General features: G+C 67.2%; 18 protein-coding genes and 3 tRNA genes. 5 read left to right on the top strand and 16 right to left on the bottom strand.

Annotated features, from left to right (window positions below; all coding sequences use genetic code 11):
* Positions 1-12: 12 nt before the first annotated feature.
* The 12 genes from VGK27_04625 to VGK27_04570 all read right to left on the bottom strand — a co-directional run bounded on the left by VGK27_04625 (position 13) and on the right by VGK27_04570 (position 11,615).
* A tRNA-Leu gene (locus VGK27_04625) sits at positions 13-105 on the bottom strand.
* Positions 106-203: 98 nt separating this feature from the next.
* Positions 204-277, bottom strand: a tRNA-Cys gene (locus tag VGK27_04620).
* Positions 278-349: 72 nt separating this feature from the next.
* Positions 350-425, bottom strand: a tRNA-Gly gene (locus VGK27_04615).
* 49 nt (positions 426-474) lie between these two features.
* On the bottom strand, positions 475-3,039 hold the full coding sequence (gene lon / locus VGK27_04610; protein HEY3489391.1) for an endopeptidase La: 2,565 nt from the start codon (positions 3,037-3,039) through the stop codon (positions 475-477).
* 32 nt (positions 3,040-3,071) lie between these two features.
* Positions 3,072-3,518, bottom strand: coding sequence for an Hsp20/alpha crystallin family protein (locus VGK27_04605; protein HEY3489390.1), 447 nt, complete (start codon positions 3,516-3,518; stop codon positions 3,072-3,074).
* The gene (gene galU / locus VGK27_04600) at positions 3,515-4,381 is read right to left on the bottom strand and encodes a UTP--glucose-1-phosphate uridylyltransferase GalU (protein HEY3489389.1); all 867 of its coding nucleotides are present in this window, start codon (positions 4,379-4,381) and stop codon (positions 3,515-3,517) included. Before galU ends, VGK27_04605 begins: the two co-directional genes overlap by 4 nt.
* The gene (locus VGK27_04595) at positions 4,371-6,425 is read right to left on the bottom strand and encodes an ATP-dependent DNA helicase (protein HEY3489388.1); all 2,055 of its coding nucleotides are present in this window, start codon (positions 6,423-6,425) and stop codon (positions 4,371-4,373) included. The genes galU and VGK27_04595 overlap by 11 nt, the downstream gene beginning before the upstream one ends.
* Positions 6,422-8,419, bottom strand: a complete 1,998-nt coding sequence (locus tag VGK27_04590) for a penicillin-binding protein activator (protein HEY3489387.1) — start codon at positions 8,417-8,419, stop codon at positions 6,422-6,424. The genes VGK27_04595 and VGK27_04590 overlap by 4 nt, the downstream gene beginning before the upstream one ends.
* Positions 8,416-9,525 (bottom strand): molecular chaperone DnaJ, encoded by a 1,110-nt coding sequence (dnaJ, locus tag VGK27_04585; GenBank protein ID HEY3489386.1) that lies wholly within the window; start codon positions 9,523-9,525, stop codon positions 8,416-8,418. The genes VGK27_04590 and dnaJ overlap by 4 nt, the downstream gene beginning before the upstream one ends.
* The gene (locus VGK27_04580) at positions 9,522-10,070 is read right to left on the bottom strand and encodes a nucleotide exchange factor GrpE (GenBank protein ID HEY3489385.1); all 549 of its coding nucleotides are present in this window, start codon (positions 10,068-10,070) and stop codon (positions 9,522-9,524) included. Before VGK27_04580 ends, dnaJ begins: the two co-directional genes overlap by 4 nt.
* Positions 10,071-10,114: 44 nt before the next feature.
* Positions 10,115-11,149, bottom strand: coding sequence for a heat-inducible transcriptional repressor HrcA (hrcA, locus tag VGK27_04575; protein ID HEY3489384.1), 1,035 nt, complete (start codon positions 11,147-11,149; stop codon positions 10,115-10,117).
* Positions 11,150-11,207: 58 nt separating this feature from the next.
* Positions 11,208-11,615: a DUF192 domain-containing protein gene (locus tag VGK27_04570; protein ID HEY3489383.1), complete on the bottom strand. Its 408-nt coding sequence runs from the start codon at positions 11,613-11,615 to the stop codon at positions 11,208-11,210.
* A 36-nt stretch (positions 11,616-11,651) separates the two neighbouring features.
* Between VGK27_04570 and VGK27_04565 the strand changes: the two genes are divergently transcribed.
* Positions 11,652-11,915: a GIY-YIG nuclease family protein gene (locus VGK27_04565; GenBank protein HEY3489382.1), complete on the top strand. Its 264-nt coding sequence runs from the start codon at positions 11,652-11,654 to the stop codon at positions 11,913-11,915.
* 227 nt (positions 11,916-12,142) lie between these two features.
* Entirely contained in the window at positions 12,143-12,397 is a 255-nt protein-coding gene (locus tag VGK27_04560; GenBank protein HEY3489381.1) for a hypothetical protein, read from the top strand.
* Positions 12,398-12,545: 148 nt separating this feature from the next.
* On the opposite strand, the gene VGK27_04555 is transcribed toward VGK27_04560, so the two are convergent.
* Positions 12,546-14,351, bottom strand: a complete 1,806-nt coding sequence (locus tag VGK27_04555; protein ID HEY3489380.1) for a NapC/NirT family cytochrome c — start codon at positions 14,349-14,351, stop codon at positions 12,546-12,548.
* 117 nt (positions 14,352-14,468) lie between these two features.
* On the opposite strand from VGK27_04555, the gene VGK27_04550 reads away from it, so the two are divergent.
* The 3 genes from VGK27_04550 to VGK27_04540 all read left to right on the top strand — a co-directional run bounded on the left by VGK27_04550 (position 14,469) and on the right by VGK27_04540 (position 18,636).
* Entirely contained in the window at positions 14,469-15,455 is a 987-nt protein-coding gene (locus tag VGK27_04550) for an NAD(P)H-quinone oxidoreductase (GenBank protein HEY3489379.1), read from the top strand.
* A 92-nt stretch (positions 15,456-15,547) separates the two neighbouring features.
* Positions 15,548-17,119, top strand: a complete 1,572-nt coding sequence (locus VGK27_04545) for a cytochrome c3 family protein (GenBank protein ID HEY3489378.1) — start codon at positions 15,548-15,550, stop codon at positions 17,117-17,119.
* Positions 17,098-18,636: an SDR family oxidoreductase gene (locus VGK27_04540; GenBank protein ID HEY3489377.1), complete on the top strand. Its 1,539-nt coding sequence runs from the start codon at positions 17,098-17,100 to the stop codon at positions 18,634-18,636. Before VGK27_04545 ends, VGK27_04540 begins: the two co-directional genes overlap by 22 nt.
* A 60-nt stretch (positions 18,637-18,696) precedes the next feature.
* Here VGK27_04540 and VGK27_04535 read toward each other — a convergent pair whose 3' ends face one another.
* From VGK27_04535 to VGK27_04525, 3 genes are read right to left on the bottom strand one after another with little or no spacing between them, the layout of a single operon-like run.
* Positions 18,697-19,170: a hypothetical protein gene (locus VGK27_04535; protein HEY3489376.1), complete on the bottom strand. Its 474-nt coding sequence runs from the start codon at positions 19,168-19,170 to the stop codon at positions 18,697-18,699.
* Entirely contained in the window at positions 19,167-19,631 is a 465-nt protein-coding gene (locus VGK27_04530) for a hypothetical protein (protein HEY3489375.1), read from the bottom strand. The genes VGK27_04535 and VGK27_04530 overlap by 4 nt, the downstream gene beginning before the upstream one ends.
* A 55-nt stretch (positions 19,632-19,686) precedes the next feature.
* On the bottom strand, positions 19,687-20,232 hold the full coding sequence (locus tag VGK27_04525; protein ID HEY3489374.1) for a YaeQ family protein: 546 nt from the start codon (positions 20,230-20,232) through the stop codon (positions 19,687-19,689).
* Between the last annotated feature and the right edge of the window lie 26 nt (positions 20,233-20,258).

Below are 20,258 nucleotides of genomic sequence, written 5' to 3'. Positions count from 1 at the left end.
CTCGGCGCGTCCTGGTGCCTCGACCCGGGATCGAACCGGGACGCCCGTTATTCACGAAGCGGCGGATTTTAAGTCCGCTGTGTCTACCTGTTTCACCATCGAGGCCCGCAGGGGATTGTGCAGTGAAAGGGCGTGCCGACCCAGCGGCATGGCGAGCGGCGCACAAACAGAACAGCCCCGGCAGATGTGGCGGGGCTGTGTGTTGGAGGCGCGTCCCGGAGTCGAACCGAGCTGAACGGATTTGCAATCCGCTGCATAACCGCTTTGCTAACGCGCCAGCGTATGCATGAAAAAGGGAAGCCTGGGCTTCCCTTTTTCCGAAAAAAGCAGCAACGCTGCTCTTTGCAATTGGAGCGGGCAAAGAGTCTCGAACTCTCGACCTCAACCTTGGCAAGGTTGCGCTCTACCAACTGAGCTATGCCCGCATCGAAGCCTCGAATTATAGCGTAGTTTCTCGAGCGTACGCAAGCACGCTCAATGTTTTACCGAAGCGGGACGCGTGCCCGGAGCCGCTGGCGCGATCGGCGCCGCCGCGGCGGCCGCATCGTCTTCCGGCAAGGGCGTCGGATGGCGTTCGAGCGCGATCTCCAGCACCTTGTCGATCCACTTCACCGGCACGATCTCGAGATCGCGCTTCACGTTGTCCGGAATGTCCTGCAGGTCCTTCGCGTTCTCTTCGGGAATCAATACCGTCTTGATCCCGCCGCGCAGTGCCGCGAGCAGTTTCTCCTTCAATCCGCCGATCGCCGTCACCTCGCCGCGCAGCGTGATCTCGCCGGTCATCGCGACGTCGTGCCGCACGGGCACGTTGGTGAGCGCCGATACCAGCGCGGTGGCGATCGTGATGCCCGCCGACGGGCCGTCCTTGGGGATCGCCCCCGCCGGCACGTGGATGTGGATGTCGTAGCGCGAGTGGAAATCCTCGGGCAGCCCCAGCCGCGCCGCCCGCGACCGGGTATAGCTGACGGCCGCCTGCGCGCTCTCGCGCATGACGTCGCCGAGCGATCCCGTGATCGTCACGTTGCCCTTCCCCTTGACCAGCAGCACCTCGATGAAGAGCAGCTCGCCCCCGGCGGGGGTCCAGGCAAGCCCCGTGCTGACGCCCACCTCGTCGTGCTCGCCCTCGACCTCGGGCAGGATGCGCGGCGGTCCCAGGTATTTCGACACGTTCTTCGGCGTGATCGAGAACGGCCCTTTCTGCCCCTCGGCGATCTTGCGCGCCACTTTCCGGCAGATGCTCCCGATCTCGCGCTCGAGGTTGCGCAATCCCGCCTCGCGCGTGTACTCGTGGATGACCGAGAGGATCGCCTTGTCGGAGAACGCGATCTGCTTCCCGGTGATCCCGTTGGCCTCGAACTGCCGCTTCAGCAGGTATTTCTTCGCGATCGCCAGCTTGTCGACATCGGTGTAGCCGGAAAGCGCGATGACCTCCATCCGGTCCTTCAAGGCCGGCGGCACGGGGTCGATCATGTTGGCCGTCGCAATGAACAGCACCTTGGACAGGTCGTACGGCACGTTGAGGTAGTTGTCGCTGAACGTCGCGTTCTGCTCGGGATCGAGCACTTCGAGCAGCGCCGCCGACGGATCGCCCCGGAAATCGGCCCCGATCTTGTCGATCTCGTCGAGCATGAACACCGGGTTTCTGGTTCCCGCCTGCTTCATCCCCTGGATGATTCGGCCCGGCAGCGCCCCGACGTAGGTGCGCCGATGCCCCCGGATCTCGGCCTCGTCACGGATGCCGCCCAGCGAGATGCGGATGAACTGCCGCCCCATCGCCCGCGCGATCGACTTGCCGAGCGACGTCTTGCCCACGCCCGGAGGCCCCACGAAGCAGAGGATCGGCCCCTTCATCTTGTCTTTCAGCTTTCGCACGGCAAGGTACTCGAGGATGCGCTCCTTGACCTTCTCGAGGTCGTGGTGGTCCTCGTCGAGGATCTTCTTGGCCTTGCCGATCTGGATGTTGTCCTTCGTCTCCTTGCTCCAGGGCAGCTCGACGAACCAGTCGAGGTAGGTCCGGACGACCGACGACTCGGCCGAATCCGGGTGCATCGCCTCGAGGCGCCGCATCTGCTTGTCGGCCTCCTTGCGAACCTCCTCGGGCATGCCGGCCTCGGCGATCTTGGTGTGCAGCTCCTCAAGCTCCTCGGTCTTGTTGTCGATGTCGCCCAGCTCGGTCTTGATCGCCTTGAGCTGCTCGCGCAGGAAATACTCGCGCTGACTGCGGGTCATCTCTTCCTTGGCCTGGTTCTGGATCTTCGCCTGCATTTCGGCGAGCTGCAGCTCGCGCGACAGCAGGTTGTTGACCAGCGTGAGGCGGGCGACGGGGGCGGCTTCCTCGAGCACTCCCTGCGCCTCCTCGATCTTGAGCCGCAGGTTGCTCGCGACGAGGTCGGCCAAGACGCCGGGATTGCTGATGTTCTCGGTGACCATCAGGATCTCGACCGGCATGTTCTTGAGCGAGAGGATCTTCTCGATCTTCTCTCGCGTCGCGCGCATGAGCGCCTCGACCTCGAGCCCCGGTTCCTTCTGCATCGGTTCCTCGACGATCCGCTCGATGCGCACCTTGGCGGCGGGATGCTCGTCGAGGAACTCGACGATGGTCCCCTTCATCACGCCCTGGATGAGGATCTTGAGCCGCCCGTCGGGCAGCTTGAGCATCCGCATGATCATCGCCACGGTGCCCGTCCGGTAGAGGTCGTCGAACTTCGGGTCCTCGACCGAGGGGTCCTTCTGCGTCGCCAGGAAGATGTGGCGGTCGCGCGCGAGCGCCTCGTCGACGGCGGCGATCGAGCCCTCCCGGCCGACGAACAGCGGCAGCGTCATGTAGGGGAAGATGACGATGTCGCGGACGGGCAGCAGCGGGAGGACCGACGGGATCTCCGGCTCCTGGTCCTGCTCCTGCCCCGATTCGGGCTCGCCGCCCTGCGGCGCCTCGGCTGCGGACACGGCCTCGGCCTCCGGCCCGGGAACGGCCGGTTTCTCGTCCTTGCTCCCAGCCACCCGCTTCGCAGCGTCCTTCATGTTCGGTTCGTCGCCCATATCGCTTCCTTCCCCTTCATTCGTTGTCTTTGTCAGCGCTCGTCTTCCGCGTCGATCCGGACGCGCCGCTCGCGCCCGCGCCGTTCGCCCACCTTCGGGACGAACAGGGTGAGGACCCCCCCCCTGAGCGTCGCGGTCATCTGGGCCAGGTTCACGGCGCCGCTGATCTCGAACACCCGGGAGAACTTGCCGAACGTGCGTTCCATGCACAGGTAGGAGGCGTCGCACCCGGCCTGGTCGGGCCGTTTTTCGCCGGACACCTCGACCCTTGTTCCGCGGACCACGACCTGGATCTGGCGGACGGTGACGCCCGGCACCTCGATCCGGATGGATACGCCCTCGCCGGTCTCGTTGACGTCGGCCGGCACGTGGTAGTTGCCTTCAGTCAGCACGTCGAGCAGCGTCACGCCGCCCAGCATCAGGATGCCGGTGCGGAGCGCGTCGTCGGGGCAACCCGTCGTCACGCCATGCCTTTTCACCGCAGCTTCTCCTTCTTGAGAAATGCCCGCAGGCCGGGGCCAAGATCGGGATCCTGGAGCGCGAAGGCCACGTTGGCCATCAGGAAGCCGAGCTTGGTGCCGCAATCGTAGCGGGTCCCCTTGAACCGGTAGCCGATGACGCGCTCGCGGCCGATCAGCGAACGGATGGCGTCGGTAAGCTGGATCTCGCCCCCCGCGCCGGGCTGCGTGCCTTGCAGCGCCGGGAAGATCGCGGGCGGAAGGATGTAGCGGCCGATGATCGCGAGGTTCGAAGGCGCCTCGTCGGGACTCGGCTTCTCGACCATGTCCTCGACCTCGTAAACCCCCTCGGCGATCCGCTTCCCCCGGATGATACCGTAGCGCGACACCTGGTCGTGCGGAACCTCCTGGATCGCCAGCACCACCCCGGCGTCGTATTTCTCGTAGACGTCGGTCATCTGGCGCAGCACCGGAACCTCCGAATCGATGACGTCGTCGGAGAGGACGACGGCGAACGGCTCGTAGCCCACCAGGTCCATCGCCCGCAGGACGGCGTGTCCGAGCCCCATCGGCAGGTTCTGGCGCACGTAGAAGAAGTCGGCCAGATCGCTGATCGACCGGATCAGGTCGTGGAGCTTGCCGTCCCCCTTCTTCTTCAGCGTCGCCTCGAGTTCGAAGGAGACGTCGAAATGGTCTTCGATGGCGTGCTTGCCCCGGCCGGTGACGATGATCATGTCGCGGACGCCGGCCGCCCGCGCCTCCTCGACGCCGTGCTGGATGAGCGGCTTGTCGACCAGCGGCAGCATCTCCTTGGGAGAGGCCTTGGTCGCGGGCAGGAAGCGGGTGCCGAATCCCGCGGCGGGGAAGACCGCTTTACGGATCATTCGCATCTCCTTCTTCGAGCATCGGGGCCGCCGTGTCGCGAAACCGGCGGAACAGCTTTTCGACATCGCCGATCGCGCGCGTCCAGCGCATCGGCGGGAGACTCTTCCGGAACAGCGCGCCGTAGGACCGGGTCATCACGCGGTGGTCGAGCAGCGCCACCACGCCGTAGTCGTCGCCCCGGCGCAGGAGCCGCCCGACGCCCTGCCGGAGCGAAAGCACCGCCTCGGGCACCTGGTACTCGGCGAACGGGTCGCCGCCGCGGTCGCGGATCGCCTTGATGCGCGCCTCGACCACGGGATCGCCGGGAGGCGCAAACGGCAGCTTGTCGATCACCACGCAGCGCAGCGAGGCGCCCGGAACGTCGATCCCTTCCCAGAAGGTGCCGGTGCCGACCAGCACCGCGTCCTCCTCGTCGCGGAACGCGCGCAGGAGGCGGGCGCGCGGCGCTTCGCCCTGGACGAAGATCGTGTACGGCAGCTCGGCACGCAGCGTCGCCGCCAGCAACGACAGGTTCCGGTAGCTCGTGCACAACACTAGCGCGCCGCCCCCCGACAGTCGAAGGATGCGCGCGGCGGCCTTCCCGGCCTCGGCAGGGAAAGCGGGATCGGACGGGTCGGGCAGCCCCTCGGGCACGTACGCGAGCGACTGTTCTGCGAAATCGAATTCATTATCCACGATGAGATCAATCGCGGCAACCGAGCCGAGTCCGACGCGCGTCTTGAAGTAGGACAGGTCGCCGGCAACGGAAAGCGTTGCGGAGGCCAGGAGCGTGGGAGGCGGCTGCTCCCACATGGCGGCGGCCAGCGTCGGGGCGATCTCGACCGGCGTCCGGCACAGCGTCACGGCGTGCCCGCGCCGCTCGACCCACGACACGGCACGGGTCGGGTCGGTCTCGAGGACGGCGGCAAGGTCGTCGAGAAAAGTGCGTACCCGGCGCTGGAGCGTCTCGGCGTCGCGCAGCGCGTCGCCGCCCGGCAGGCCCGCGACCGGCCCCTCGTGGAGCAGCTGCGCCAGCTCCTCGCCGAACCCGGCCATCGCGGCCGCGGCCGAATGGAAGCGCGGGTCCTTCCCCGGCGGCGGCATCAGCGCGCGGCCCTCGCCGCCGACGGACGCGAAGAAGGCGTCGGCTGCCCGTCGGAACGCCTCGGTCGCCGGCAACACCGGCCGCCAGGCAGCGCCCGGCGTCCCCGTGGCCGCCACTCCCGCGCCGCCGGCGCACGCGAGGTCGCGGCACAGTTCGATCGTGCGCCCCAGCGTTACCGTGGTACCGAAGAAGGAGGCCGCGGCCTCTTCGATTCCGTGCGCCTCGTCGAACACGACGATGTCGGCCGGCGGAAGCAGTTCGGCCGGGTAGCGGCGTCCTCCGTCGGAATTTATGCCCACCTTGCCGCGCAGGGCGAGGTCGGCGAAGAAAAGGTGGTGGTTGGCGACGACGAGATCGGCCTCGGACGCCCGGCGGCGTGCGGTCAGCAAATAGCAGCGGTCGGCCTGGTCGCACGCGGACGGATCGCACGAATCGCTGCGGGAGACGATCTCGGACCAGACGCGAAGGTCGTCCGGGACGCCTTCGCATTCGGAGATGTCGCCGGAGCGGGTGACCGCGGCGAACTCGGCGATCGCGTCGAAGAAGCGCGCCTCGCGCGCAAATTCGAAGAGCGGCTCCGAGAAGAAACGCTTCCAGCGCAGGCGGCACAGGTAGTTGCCGCGCCCCTTCATCACCGCGTAGGAAAAGGGAATATCGATCGCGTCGCGCAGCAGCGGGATGTCGTGGTCGACGAGCTGTTGCTGAAGCGTCTTGGTGCCTGTGGCGACGAGCGTCTTTCCGCCCGACAGGATCGCGGGGACGAGATAGGCGAGCGTCTTCCCGATGCCGGTCGCCGCCTCGGCGACGAGGACGCTTCCCCCGGAGATGGCGTCGGCCCAGCTTTCGGCCAGCCGGAGCTGGCCGGGGCGCGGCTCGAAACCGGGCAGCGAGGACTGGAGCGCGCCGCCGGGCGCGAAGACGCGGCGGACCTGCTCCCGGAGCGTCCCGCGTTTGGTCAAGGATCCTGCACGGGGACGAAGTTGCCGAGCTCGATCTTGAGCAGATGCACGCGCCGTTTCATGTCGCCGCCCGGGCCGAAGGTAAAGTTGCCGGTCGCCCCGATAAAACTTTTCATCCGGGGAACCCGGTCTCGCATCGCCTCGGCCGCGCTGCGCGCGTCTCGCGCGCCCTCGACCGTCCATGCGGCCGACAGCATCGCCGCGCCGTCGTATCCCATCGCCTCGAAGCGGGACGGGGAGATGCGCACGGCGTCCTGGAAGTCGCGGCGGAACCGGTCTCCCTGGCCGCCCGGGACGGCGTCGGCATAGTCGACCGAGAAGATGGCGCCGGAGACGGCGTCGCCCGCCTTCCGGATCAGCGCGTCGTCGCTCCAGCCCGAGAAGCCGGCCAGCGGCAGGAAGACGTCGTAGTAGCGGAGCTGCGACGCGACGAGGAAGACGCGGTCCCAACGGTCGGCCACCACGATTGCCCCCCGGGGACCCGACTTGCCGCGCCCCCGGGCGCGTGCCTGGCGCGCGAGGGCGGAGCCCGAGACGGACGACCGGATGAGGCGCGAGAAATCCTTCAGGCCGGCGGGGTAGCTCAGCGTCTTGACGATGCGCAGGCCGTTCTCCTTCGCAGCGGCGCCCACCGCTTCGGAAAAGCCCTTGCCGTATCCGTTTTCGGGGGCGAACAGGAAGAGGTCGGTGACCCCCCGCTTCGACAGGGAGCCCAGGACGGCGCGCGCCTCCTGCTGCGGCGACAGGCCGAACGGGTAGAGGAAAGGTTTTTCGACGACCGACTTCTGGCCGAGATAGAGCAGCGGCGCCGACCGGGGGCCGACAGCGACGGCGACCGACCGCCCCTCCTCCCCGGTGAGCGGCCCCAGGAATCCGATGACCAGGCGATCGGCCGACCAGGAGAGGTATTCCTTGCGGGCTCTGTCCGGAGCCCCCCCCGTATCGACCCAGCGCAGCACGGGGAGCGATCCGCCTTCGGACTCGGCGCGGCGGCCCCGGTGCAGCGCAACCTCGGCGCCCAACAGGACCGAGAAGCCGGCATCCCCCAGCTTGCCCGACAACGGAAGCAGCCCCACGATGCGGGGCCGCGACGCCATGATCTTGTCGATGCGGAACAGATGCTCGGCCGCCTCGCGCGCTTTGGGGCCGCCGGACCGGGCCGCACGGTCGAGCGCCCACCCGCTCAGGCCGAGATAGCCGTTCTTCATCCCGAAGCGCCCCAGGGCGAAGTAGAGGCGCCCGCGGACCTCGGCGTCCCCCTCCGCCTCGCCCGACTGGAAGAGCGCAGCCGGGTCCTCGACCGAATCGATCAGCGTGTCGCGCTCGGCCCGCAGCCGGGTCACGATCTCGGGGGAAGGCGCCGCGGCGACCGCCTGGTGGTACAGCGCCATCGCGCGCGGGAGGTGTCCGCCGGCGGCCTCGGCGCGCGCCATGACCGCGAGCAGCGACGGCATGTCGCCGCCGACGTATCTCTGGTCGATCAGGTAGGCGGCGAGGTCGCGCACCTCGGCGGTGCGCTGGGGCAGCCGGCGCACGATGCGCATCTTGAGATCCATCGCCGAGAGGACGAGGTAGCGTGCGCGGGAAAGGAGAATGGCGCTGTCGGCGGCCGACAGGGCGGCATCGAGATCGTCCGAGGCGAGCAGCAGCTCGCCGATGCGGGCCCAGGCGAACCCCTTGCGCTCGTCGTCGGTGCCGGCGGCCACGATCGCCCGGAAGCGCGCCAGCGCCTCGTCCCGACGACCCGCCTGGTAATCGGACTCGGCGGCGACGAACGCGGAAGACCGAAACGTGCCCACTGCCTGGATCACCCGGCGCAGCGCCGGCGCGTTGTCGGGCGCGGGCCGTGCGGAGACGGGCAGCGCGGGAGCGGGGGTGAAGGGCAGCACCTTCTGCTGGGCGACCGGAATTCCCTTTCGCGGCGCGGCCGTCGCACCCGTCGAAACCAGGAGCAGTCCGGCCAGCCCCCAGGCAACCGCTCCCCGGAGGCTCACTCGAAGAACTCCTTCACTTTTTCGAAGAAGCTGCGCGACATCGGCCCCGGCGTCTCCCCGGCGAGCACCTGGAACTCGGTGAGCAGTTCCCTCTGTCTCTTGGTCAGCTTTTTGGGCACGTCGATGATGGCACGGATGACCAGGTTGCCCCGCCGATAGCCGTTGACCTGCGCCACCCCTTCGCCCTTCATGACGAAATCCTGGCCCGAACGGGTCCCGGAAGGGATGGTCAGCGTCTTCTTGCCCGACAGCGTGGGGACATCGATGTCGGCGCCGAGCGCCGCCTGCGGGAATGTGATGGGCACCTCGCAAAGGAGGTCGGCGCCCTCCCGGATGAAGAATGGATGTTCCTCGACCGAGATCACGACGTAGAGGTCGCCGGAGGGGCCGCCCTGCGGACCGGCCTCGCCCTCGCCGCGCAGCTTCATCCGGGTGCCGTTGTCGACGCCGGCGGGAATCTTGACCTTGAGCGGCCGGTTCTCGCGGATGCCCCCCGAGCCGTTGCACGCGGGACACCGCTCCTTGATGACCTGCCCCGTTCCCCCGCAGCGCCCGCAGGGTCGCGAGATCGAGAAGAAGCCCTGCTGGACCGACACCTGCCCCCGCCCGTTGCACGCCCCGCACTTCTCGGGGCTGGTCCCCTTCTTCGCGCCGCTGCCCTTGCAATCGCCGCACGTCGAGGTGCGCGGGATGATGAGCTCCTTTTCCGTGCCGAACACCGCTTCATCGAACTTGATCGTCAGGTTGTAGCGGAGGTCGGCCCCGCGCTGGGGACGCCGCCCGCCGCCCGTCCCGCCCCCGAAGACGGAACCGAAGAAGTCGTTTAGGATATCCTCGACGCCGAAACCACCGAAGTCCTGGAACCCGCCAAAGCCCTGCCCCGCTGGCCCGGCGTGCCCGAAACGGTCGTACTGCTCCCGCTTCTGTTGATCGGACAGCACGGAGTACGCCTCGTTGACCTCCTTGAAACGGTCTTCGGACGACTTGTCGCCCGGGTTCCGGTCGGGGTGGTATTGCAGCGCCTGCTGCCGGTAGGCCTTCTTGATCTCGTCGGCGCTCGCGCCGCGCGCGACGCCGAGCAGTTCGTAATAGTCGCGCTTGCTCACTTTCCGGCACCCTCGTCTCCGCCCGAATCGCCGCCGCGCGCAACCGTGACCTGCGCCGCGCGCAGCAGACGGTTGTTGAGGGTGTACCCCTTGCATGCCTCGTCGAGGACCGTCCCTTCGACAACACCGGCCGCGGGGATCTGCGCGATCGCTTCGTGGATCGAAGGGTCGAACGGCTTTCCGGCCGCGCCCATCTGCTCGACGCCGAACTTCTTGAGCTCGGCGATGAAGAGGGCGTACGTCATGCGCACCCCTTCGAGCAGCGCGTCGAACGTCCCGCTTGCGGCGCCTTGGGCGATCGCCCGCTCGAGGTTGTCGAGGATGGGCAGGAGCGCCAGGAGCAGCCGTTCGTTGCCGAAGGCGATGAGCGACTCGCGCTCGCGCTGCGCCCGCTTCTTGTAATTGTCGAACTCGGCGGCCAGGTAGGCCAACTTTCGCCTGGTCTCGAGCAGCTCGGCGATGGTTTCGTCGACGGAAGGCGCGGCGGACTCCGCCCCTTCGGGCGTCGCCTCGTTTTCCGGTGTCGTTTTCCTGTCTTCGGTCATTTCCTGGGGAACCCCTTTATATTGATTTCAGTCGGAGCCGACAGCTACCGGTTGAAGTGGCCGGTGCCGAGAAGGCCGGCGGTGTATTCGACGAGCGGGATGATCCGCGCATAATTCATCCGGACCGGGCCGACGAGCCCGATGCTGCCCAGCGGGGCGCCGTCGCGGCTCAGCGCGGACGCGACCACGGAGATGTCGGGCAATTCCTCGATCGGATTTTCGGCACCGATGGACACCCGCGCCGGGTCGCCGTCGAGCACCCGGTCGAGCAGCCGGACGACGACGCTCTTTTCCTCGAACGCCCGCAGGATCCGCTTGAGCTTCTGGACATCCTCGATAAACTCGGGCTGTTCGAGAATGTTGGTGCGCCCTTCGACGTAAACCTCGGTTTCGGTCGCGGCGGGGAACGCCCGGGCGGAAAGCGCCAGCGCCCGCGTCATGATCCGGTCGTAGCGCGCCTTCTCGTGGCGCATCTCCTGCAGGATCTTCGTCCGCAATTGCGACAGCGTGAGGCCCGCTGCCAGCGCGTCGAGGTAGTTGCCGATCTTCTCGATGTCGCCGTCGGACAGGTCGGGCTCGCCTTCGATCAGACGGTGCTGCACCCAACCGCCCTGCATGACCGCGACGAGCAGCACGTTGTCCCGGCCGGCGCGCACCAGCCGGAGTCCGCGCAGCTTCTGGTCGCCGGGGCCGGCCACGACCACGACGCACGCCTGGCCGGACAGTTGTGACAGCAGGCGGCCGACCTGTCGGAGCGTCTCGTCCGGCGGCGGCGCCTGGGCGCCGGCCGTCCGGTGGATCTGGTCGCGTTCGCTGCGCAGCAGCCGTTGCCGCTCGAGCAGGTAATCGACGTAGTAGCGGAAGCCGGCGGCCGTCGGAATGCGGCCTGCGGAGGTGTGCGGCTGCGCCAGGCAGCCCGAGTCCTCGAGATCGGCCATGATGTTCCGGATCGTCGCCGGGGAAAGCTGCCCCATCCGCTTGGAGATGGTGCGCGACCCCACCGGCTCGGCCGTTTCGATATAATCTTCGACCACGAAGCGCAGCACTTGCGCCGCACGGTCGTCCAGGACGGTGCTCACTGCCTTCCCTTTCGCGGCAACCGATTAGCACTCAAAGCGCGCGAGTGCTAACACCACTTTACCAACGGGCGCGCGGAGGTGTCAAGGCGGCCGCGTCGTCCCGGGGAGCCTCGAACCGGACCCGGTCGCCCGGCTCGGTCCCGGTACGTGCCAGCATCCCGGCCGGGAGCTCGAGCACGCCGCACGCCTTCCTGTATCTGGGGGAGATCCGGTTGGGGGGAAGTCCGGGGCAACATCCGACGACCACCCCCGATCCGTCGATGAAGACCAGGTCGATCGGGTACCGCATGCCGAGCGTGTGGACCGCGTCGCACGGGGAGATCCACAGGCCGTCGCCCGGGTGAAGGGATCGGGTCCCCAGCAATCCCTTGAGGCGACGCCAGAAGTTGTCGGCCACGCGGACGCGGTCGCCTAGCATGACATTGCGCGTCTCGTTGACGATCTTCCTGCGGCGGTCTCCCGGCATGCCGTCGATTCTATCAGAAAAGGTTACAATTACCGGATGGAGAAATCCGCCTCCCCCCCGTGGTTCTGCTATCTGCTCGAATGCGCCGACGGGACCCTATACACGGGCATCACGACCGACCTCGCGCGCCGGGAAGCGATGCACAATCGCGGCACCGCGTCGAAATATACCCGCGCCCGGCTCCCCGTCCGGATCGTCTACGCCGAACCGCATCCCGACCGGTCTTCCGCCTCTCGCCGGGAAGCGCGCCTTCGACGGCTACCCCCGGCCGCCAAGCGGGCGCTGATCGCGACGGGTTGACGCAACCGGATGCGGTAAAACGCGCTATCGCCAAAATGTTGGCATTCCAGGGGAAGACCAACGCGTCAACGCTTTGACATCCCGCCGGGATTCGCCCCGTCAAGGATCAGACGCAAACCTGCAACCATCCGTTATCATGACTGTTTTTACTTGGCAGGTTCCTATATTTCTCGAATGGCACGCAGGTTGCTCTGCTTCCGGGCAGAACATCTTTGGAGGCTTCAACGATGACCGCAACCCTGAACCGGATCCGCCGGCAGATTCTCGACGCGATCGTGAAGTATCGCTCCCGCCTGGCCGAACGCCAGTATCGGAGCGAAGCCGCGGCATACGGTGTCCAGTACGTCGGCCTCTTCGAGACCTACCAGCTCGCGGTCTTCCAGGACCCGGTGACCGGCTCCTCGTTCGCGGTGAAGTCCGGCGAATCGGTCCGGCACGGGATCAAACGCGTCCGGGAACGGTTCGGGGCCATCGCCGCGTAAGGCCCGACATTCTATCGCCGACCCGCGGCCTTTCGAAGGCCGCCTCCAGGGTCCCGGGCAACACCGGGACCACCCGCATAGACCGCCCGCCCAAAAAAAAACCGCCGAAGGGCCCGAAAGCCCTCCGGCGGTTCTGCTTTCCGCCAAACTACTTGAACTCGTGGCAGTCGGGGCAGACGCCCTCCTTGTTGTGCTCCTTCTTGTCCTCGTGACAGCCGAGGCAGGTCGCCCGCTCCTTGACCACCCAGGCGTGCGGCTTGTGGCAATCCTTGCAGGCGGCGTCGGGGTGCCCGCCCTTGTTGTGCAGCCCGCCCCGCTTTGCGTGGCACTTCGTGCACGGGACGAGCGGCTGGATCTCCTGTTCCTTCTGGTGGCACTGGCTGCAGGCTCCGCCCATCATCGGGGCGCCCTGGTCGAACTTGTGGCAACCGGCGCAATCGGTCGACACCCGCTTCCCGGCCGCGTGGCACTTGTTGCAGTTGATCCGGGCATGCCGGCCCTTGAGCTCGAACGGATGCCAGTTCCCATCGCCGCTTTCGAGCGAAGCGCCCAGCGGCATCAGGGGGCCACGCTTCGGCATCGTGTGGCAGACCGTGCAGTCGCGCGTGATCGCCTTGCCCTTCGCATCGACATGCCGTCCGTCGTGGCACCGGAAGCAGGCGGCCCAGTTGCGATGGCCGATGTTCATCGGATAGGTCGTCCAGTTGACCTTCATCATCGGGAAGACGCTGCGCTCCCAGATCGCGGTCGTGGTCGTCACCGCCTGCCGGATCCGGTCCGCCCGCCGGATGGCGGAGTCGGGATCGTTCTTCGCGTAGTATCCCTCGATCGCCTGGCCGATCCCCCGGCGAGCCGATGCGACGTCGGGATATTCCTGCAGGAGGGCGTCGACCGCCACCTTCTTGATCCAGGGCAGGTCGCGCGGGATCGAGCGGTCGTTCATCGCGCCGTCGACGGCGACGTCGGCCGGCGGGATGTGGTGTGTCGGCCGGTTGTGGCAGGTCAGGCACTCGACCTTGTGCCGCGGAAGCCCCGCAAGCTTCTCCTTGCCCCCTTTGTAGTCGAGGCTCGTGTATTCGGAGACGGTGCCGTCGGGCCGCGTCACCTTGACCCACGGGATCTCCTGGTGGCGCCGGTCGGTCGTCACGTACTCGATCCGGTTGCCGAGCAGCATCTTGTAGTGGATCCCCGAGCTGCCGCTCCCCAAGCCGCCCCCGCCGCCGGTCTTGACCAGGATGGAAACCTGCTCTGCCGTATTTTGCTCATCGTAACGGAAGTGCGGAAGTTGATGGAGTTGCGCCCCGTAGAATTTCTGCGGCCAGTGGCACTCTTCGCATGTCTCGCGGGCGGGCCGCAGATTCTCGACCGGCGTCGGGATCGGAGTCGGATAGCGGCCTGTCAGCACGCCGATCACCTGCCGGGCCCCGGACAGCTTGGACTTGACGTAGAAGGAGGCGCCGGAGCCGACATGGCAGTGGACGCAAGCGACACGGGCGTGGGGGGAATTCAGGTAGGTCGTGTGCTCGGGCGCCATGACCGTGTGGCACAGCTTCCCGCAGAACGTGACCGATTCGGTGAAGATGAACGCGTTGTACGAGACGAACGCCAGCAGGACGGCCGCCAGGAAGCCCACGAACAGAACCCGGGTGAAATGCTTCCGCTGGGTGTCGTCGTTCAGGTCCACCCGCGGGTATGGCAGCGGCGCCGATTCGCCCAGCTTCCGGCGGCGGAGGCTCTCGCGCCGCATCCCGTACAGGAAGAGGAGCGCCCCGAACCCGAAGCCGCCCGGAAGAATCATGTAGATGAGGATCCCGATGTACGGGTGCTCGAGGCCGACCAGCTCGTTCGCCAACAGCATCAGCGCCATCATCAGCAGGCAGGCCGCCGCGAGCAGGCCCCCGAAGTAACTGACGGGGTTGCGATGGAGCTGGGGATGTTGCATTTCCTGGGGCACGGGATACCTCCTTTAGGAGCCGATCGGCGATTAAAGCATTGTGCCATATTTCCCCATTCGATTATCATTGACCTGGGTCAATTCAAAACATCGTCTTCCAAGGGGAGGTTCCAGTAGATGAAAGCGGTTCTCATGAGCGGGTTCGGCGGCGTGGATGTCCTGACGGTCGGCGAGGCGCCGATGCCGGTTCCGGGCGAGGGGCAGGTGCTTGTGAAGGTGCATGCGACCTCGATCAACCGGCCCGACCTTGTGCAGCGGGAAGGGAAGTACCCCCCGCCTCCCGGAGATTCCGAGATCCTCGGGCTGGAAGTCGCCGGCACCGTCGAGGCGCTCGGGCCCGGCGTCACCGGTTGGGAAAAGGGAGAGCGCGTCCTGTCGCTGGTCGGCGGGGGCGGCTATGCCGAATTCGCGGTCGCGTATGCGAGCCACCTGATGCGGATCCCCGAATCGATGAGTTTCGAGGAGGCGGCTTGCGTGTGCGAGTCGTCCATCACCGCCTTCCTCAACGTCTTTATCATCGGCGGCTTGAAGGACGGCAACACGACGATCCTGCACGGCGGCGGCGGGGGGGTGAACACGGCCGCCATCCAGCTCTGCAAGGCTTTGACGCCGAACGCGAAGATCATCGTCACGGCGGCGCCCGAAAAGATCGACCGCGTCAAGGCGCTGGGCGCCGATCTCGTCGTCAACTACAAGGAGACGCCCGACTTTTCCGATGCCGTCAAGGCGTTCACCGGCAAGAAGGGGGCCGATGTCATCCTCGACCACGTCGGCGCGAAATACCTCGCCCCGAACATGAGCTCGCTGGGCTACGCGGGGCGCCTCGTCGTCATCGGCGTGATCAGCGGCATCAAGGCCGAGCTCAACCTCGCGGTCATGATGGTCAAGCGCCAGCAGATCATCGGATCGGTGCTCCGGTCGCGGCCAGTCGCGGACAAAGGGGCGATCGTCGCCGAGTTCACGAAGACGGCGCTGCCGAAATTCGCCGACCGCACCATCGTCCCGGTCGTCGAGAAGGTGTTCCCGATCGATCAGGTGCAGGAGGCGCACCGGATGATGGAGGAAGACCGCCACTTCGGCAAGATCGTGCTGAAGGTCCGCTGAAACCTGATGCGCTCGCGCGTGGTATCATCTGGCGACCGCACGAGGCCGTTCAAGGCAGCGCGTAGCCAATCCATATATTCCCCGGGGAACCCATGACGCAACGGATCCTTGCCGCCCTCCTGTTCTGCCTGCTGTTCGCGGACACGGCCCACGCCATCTCCGTGGGGGACACGGCGCCCCCCTTCATCGGGAACGACACCTCGGGAAGCACCCAGTGGGTCAAGCGCTATTTCGGCCATAAAGTCATCATCCTGAGCTTTGACTCGACCTTCTCGACCAACGGCGCCGATGCGCTTCGCGCGATCGAGAAGGTCCGCGCGCTCTTCCCCTCCGACGCGATCCAGGTGCTGTCGGTCAACGTCGATGCGAACTCCCCCGCGCGGATCCAGAATTTCTACGCCGTCGTGCCGCCGCCGCGCCAATACTCCGTCCTCATCGACGACAAGTGGGACATCGCCCGCATGTACGGGATCGATTCTGCCCCCACGCACCTCGTCATCGACAGGAAGGGAATCGTCCGCTACATCTCGAATGGGGCCGAAGGGCGCGCGGACCAGGGGCTCGAAAGCGCGGTCAGGGAAGCCGTCACCGGCAAGAAGCAGAAACCGGAGCCGAAGGGGAAGAAAAAGAGGAGCCCGCTTGCCGGACGGTTGAACCTGGTGGCGCCCAGCCCGTTCACCAAGACGCTCACGGGCATGATCACCGTCGCAGGAACGGCGCCCGAACGCTCGACCGTGACGGTGTCGACGAACGGCGGCAGCCCGAAAGCGGTCACGCTTCGCGACGACACGTTTTTCATCCGGCAACCGCTGGTGCTCGCCGCCAACTTTATCGAGGTCCTGGCGACCGGTCCCGACGGGGTCCGGAGGCAACAGGGCTTCATGGTCTTCCGCGAAGCGGATGCGGGCACCGGCATCGTGTCCGCCGCCCCCGCCTACCACTTTCACGTTTCCGCGAACGAAGCCCCCTGCCGCCGGTGCCACGACGTGACCCCGTCCGAGGAAAAGGCCAAGGGACTCGACCCCAAGAGCAACCCGTGCCTCTCGTGCCACAAGGAGATGTCCGACCGCAAGATCGTCCATGGCCCCATCGCGATCGGCGGCTGCTCCTCGTGCCACCGGTTCAAGGGAGGCGACCGGCGCTACGCGCTCAATGCCGAGGGCGCCGAGCTGTGCTTCGAGTGCCACGACGAGATCCGGAACGCCACGAATAAACCGAACAAGCACGAACCCGCGTCCGAAGGGCGCTGCACCGCGTGCCATGACCCGCACGGCAGTCAGGAGAAGTTCCAGCTCCGCCGGTACATCTCCGACCTCTGCTACTCCTGCCACGAGGGGGTCCAGCCGCTCGGGGGCAAGTCGACCCACGAGCCATATCAAAAAGGGCAGTGCAACGTGTGCCACCTGCCCCACGGATCCAGCCGCGACGACAAACTGCTCCGTCTGCCCGGCGACCGCCAGTGCCTTTCGTGCCACCCCGACCTGCCCCAACGCGGGCACGTCCACCCTTCCGGCACCGGTACCCGGATGAAACTGCCTGAGAACATCGTGCTCGACAACGAGGGACGGCTGCTCTGCCTCTCTTGCCACGAGCCGCACGAGTCGGGCGAGATCAAGCTGCTGCAAAAGGGCGGCTGCGAACGGTGCCACGAGAAGAAGTTCTAGCCGAAGGTTACGGGCGGAAGGACGCGGCGGAAGCGGCGTCCTTCCGCCGCCCCATCCTCGTCCTGGGCGCCACCGGCTACATCGGCGCCCGCCTCGTCCACCGCCTGGCCGCTGCCGGTCACGCCGTGCGCGCCGCCGGCCGGTCGATCGACCGGCTTCGCGGCCGCTCCTTCGCCACGCTGACCGGCGTCACGCTCTTCCCCGCAGATGCGCGCGATCCCCGCTCCCTGGCCTCGGCCTGCGCCGGGTGCCGCGCCGCCTATTACCTCGTCCACTCGATGGAAAGGGGCAGCGACCGTTTCGCCGAAACCGATCGTGAAGCGGCCACGAACATGACTTCGGCGGCCGAAAAGGCGGGGCTCTCGCAGGTCGTCTACCTGGGCGGGCTTGGCGAATCCGGCACGACCCTGAGCGAGCACCTGCGCTCCCGCGCCGAAGTCGGCGACATCCTTTACGCCGGTCGCGTCCCCGTCACCCGGCTGCGCGCCGCCATGGTGGTCGGATCGGGAAGCGGCTCCTTCGAGATCCTGCGCTACCTCGTCGACCGACTCCCCGTCATGGTCACGCCGCGCTGGCTCGACACGGAAGTTCAGCCCATCGCGATCGGAAACGTCCTCGACGCCCTCGTCGGCGTTCTCGACCATCCCGAGGCGCGGGATCAGACGTTCGACATCGGGGGCTCCGAAGTGACGACGTACCGTCGGCTCATGGAGGTCTACGCCGAAGAGGCGCGGCTTTCCCGCCGGCTCATCCTTCCCCTGCCCGTCCTCTCGCCCCGCCTCTCCTCCTACTGGATCGACGTCGTGACGCCTATTCCCGCATCGCTGGCGCAGCCGCTGGCCGACGGGCTCCGGAACCGGGTCGTCTGCCGCGACGACCGGATCAACACGATCGTACCGATGCGCCTTTTGGATTGCCGGGAAGCGATTCGGGCGGCGATCCGGAGCGCATCGCTGCCGTTCGATGGGCCGGGCGCCCCGAGGGCCGAGGCCGACCCATGGCCCGGAGACCCGCCCTGGGCGGGCGGCACGCTGTACGTCGACCGCCACGCGGTCACGGTCGCCGCCTCCCCCGAGGCGGCCTGGGCTCCCGTGGTCCGGATCGGCGGCGCGGATGGCTGGTACTACGCCGATTGGCTTTGGCGCCTGCGCGGGGCCTTGGACCGGCTGGCCGGCGGTCCGGGCATGAGGCCAAAGCGGCGCAGCCCCGACACGCTCACGCCCGGCGACACGTTCGGTTTCTGGCGCGTCGAGGCGGTCGAACCGCCCCGGCGACTGCTGCTGCGCGCCGAGATGGAAATGCCCGGCTGCGCGACGCTCGAGATCCAGGTGCACGACGTCGGCCGGGGCGCCACCCAAATCGCGCTCGAGACGCGCTTCGCCCCCCGCGGTGCCTTCGGAATGCTTTACTGGAGGGTGGTCGACCCGTTCCATCACCTGGTCTTCCCGGGGCTGCTCCGGGAACTCGCGCATCGCGCCGGCGGGAGGGTCCTTTCCGGTCCTTCGGAACTCCGGTAGCGTCTTACGGAACCTTTTCGCCCGGGAGGCAGGCGCTGACCAGGATGCAAACGGGGGGCGTCAAGAAAGGGGTGATTGGTCAAGGATGCCCGACAGCGCGGCGTCGAACTCGGCCTCGAGCGCAGCGAATTCAGACCGGACGCGTTCCATCTCGGCCAGGGGGGCGTCCGCCACCTTCCCCGCCAGTTCGGCAGGCGGCGCATCCTGACGGGCGATATGCCCGAGCGCCTGTTGGGCGGAGTCGTTGAAATCGGCCTCGCGCTGCGCGAGATCGTCGGGAACGAAGTGCGCCAGCGTCGCGTAGGAGATGCGGGCCGCCGCCGCCAGCTCGCGCCGCGGGCCGCCGTTGGCGACCCGGTACGCGGCAGCCAGGAGGACGCACGCCTTGATCGTGTCGCGTCCGGCAGGCAGCTCGGACTCGGGGATCAGCACCCCGCCCTGCTCGTGCCGCTCCAGCACACGGGCGTAATCCCCGAGGATCCGGAATGCGACCCGGAGCTTTCCCTCGAGCTCGTCGCGGCCGGGTGCGTTCATTCCTCGGCCCCGGGCTCGTCCGGCGCCGTCCGATTCGACACGCCGGGCCAGAGCGCCCCGGCCCGTTCGCGAAGCAGTTCTTCATAGCGGCGCGGGATGACGATCGTGATATCGGCCGTTTTCACGGTCTCGATCCGGAAAGCGGGGAGGTCCATGTAGCTGCCCGGGATCAGCATGAGGTCGCCCCAGGGAATCCGGGCACCCCGGTGGCCCGGATGCCACAGGATCAGCCCGCGGTCGTCGCCGCCGACGCCCGCGTAGCCGCGCCCGACCTTCCCGCCGATCTTTTCGAAGACTTCCTTGCCGGTCAGTTCATCGGCGCCGTATTGCGCGGCCAGCCGCTCCCAGCTCGTGTCGGGCTCGATGGGCGGTCTCCCCCCCCGGCCCGCCAGCTTGTGCTTGAGGAGGACGACGACCATCAGCAGGACGGCAAGAGCCGCCATGATCAAAATGTTGGACAAGCGTCACACCCCCCGTGGATGTATTTCGGAAGCCGGCGGAATAAAGGGACGAATTCTAGGGTGGGCCTTTGAGCCAGTGGCGGCGGATCTCGATGCGCGTGTCGCCGGCGGACAGCCACGCCTCGCCGTCCTGGACCATCAGCTGAAGCCGCATGGTCCGGGCGGCGATCACGGCCAGAGCGTCGGTCGTGGCGGGGTCGATCGCCACGACCGAGAGGTTGTCGAAACGCGCCAGCTCGGGTCCGGCCTTGCCCCACCACAAGTCGACGCTCCGGCCGCCGTAGGCGTAGACCACGACCCGCCCGGCCAGGGCGCATGCCTTGCGCAAGCGCCGCTCGTCGGGCTGGCCCGCGTCGATCCAGAGATCGACGCGGCCGGTCAGGTCGTGCAGCCACAGGTCGGGCTCGTCCGTCGCGCTCAGCCCCCGTCCGAACTCAAGCCGCTCGTCGGCATGCAGCCCGAACGCGAGCAACCGCACCATCATCCGCTCGTCGGTCTCGGAAGGATGCTGCGCGATCGTCAGCGTGTGGTCGGCATAGTAGTGGCGGTCCATGTCGGCCACGTTGAGATCGGCCTTGAAGATGGTCGCGGTGAGAGCCATGGGGAAGCATCATACCCGATGCGCCT

The sequence above is a fragment of the Candidatus Deferrimicrobiaceae bacterium genome (genome assembly GCA_036504035.1).
In the GTDB taxonomy this organism is placed as follows: Bacteria; Desulfobacterota; Deferrimicrobia; order Deferrimicrobiales; family Deferrimicrobiaceae; genus JANXPS01.
Note: the sequence above shows the minus strand (reverse complement) of the source record. Positions and strands in the feature narration are given on the sequence as shown.

Bases quoted from the DNA above. Each gene is read 5' to 3' on its own strand.
- VGK27_04570 (HEY3489383.1), bottom strand. From the start codon at position 11,615: ATGCCGGGAGACCGCCGCAGGAAGATCGTCAACGAGACGCGCAATGTC.
- galU (HEY3489389.1), bottom strand. From the start codon at position 4,381: ATGATCCGTAAAGCGGTCTTCCCCGCCGCGGGATTCGGCACCCGCTTC.
- VGK27_04550 (HEY3489379.1), top strand. From the start codon at position 14,469: ATGAAAGCGGTTCTCATGAGCGGGTTCGGCGGCGTGGATGTCCTGACG.
- VGK27_04525 (HEY3489374.1), bottom strand. From the start codon at position 20,232: ATGGCTCTCACCGCGACCATCTTCAAGGCCGATCTCAACGTGGCCGAC.
- lon (HEY3489391.1), bottom strand. From the start codon at position 3,039: ATGGGCGACGAACCGAACATGAAGGACGCTGCGAAGCGGGTGGCTGGG.
- VGK27_04535 (HEY3489376.1), bottom strand. From the start codon at position 19,170: ATGAACGCACCCGGCCGCGACGAGCTCGAGGGAAAGCTCCGGGTCGCA.
- VGK27_04545 (HEY3489378.1), top strand. From the start codon at position 15,548: ATGACGCAACGGATCCTTGCCGCCCTCCTGTTCTGCCTGCTGTTCGCG.
- VGK27_04565 (HEY3489382.1), top strand. From the start codon at position 11,652: ATGGAGAAATCCGCCTCCCCCCCGTGGTTCTGCTATCTGCTCGAATGC.
- VGK27_04560 (HEY3489381.1), top strand. From the start codon at position 12,143: ATGACCGCAACCCTGAACCGGATCCGCCGGCAGATTCTCGACGCGATC.
- VGK27_04580 (HEY3489385.1), bottom strand. From the start codon at position 10,070: ATGACCGAAGACAGGAAAACGACACCGGAAAACGAGGCGACGCCCGAA.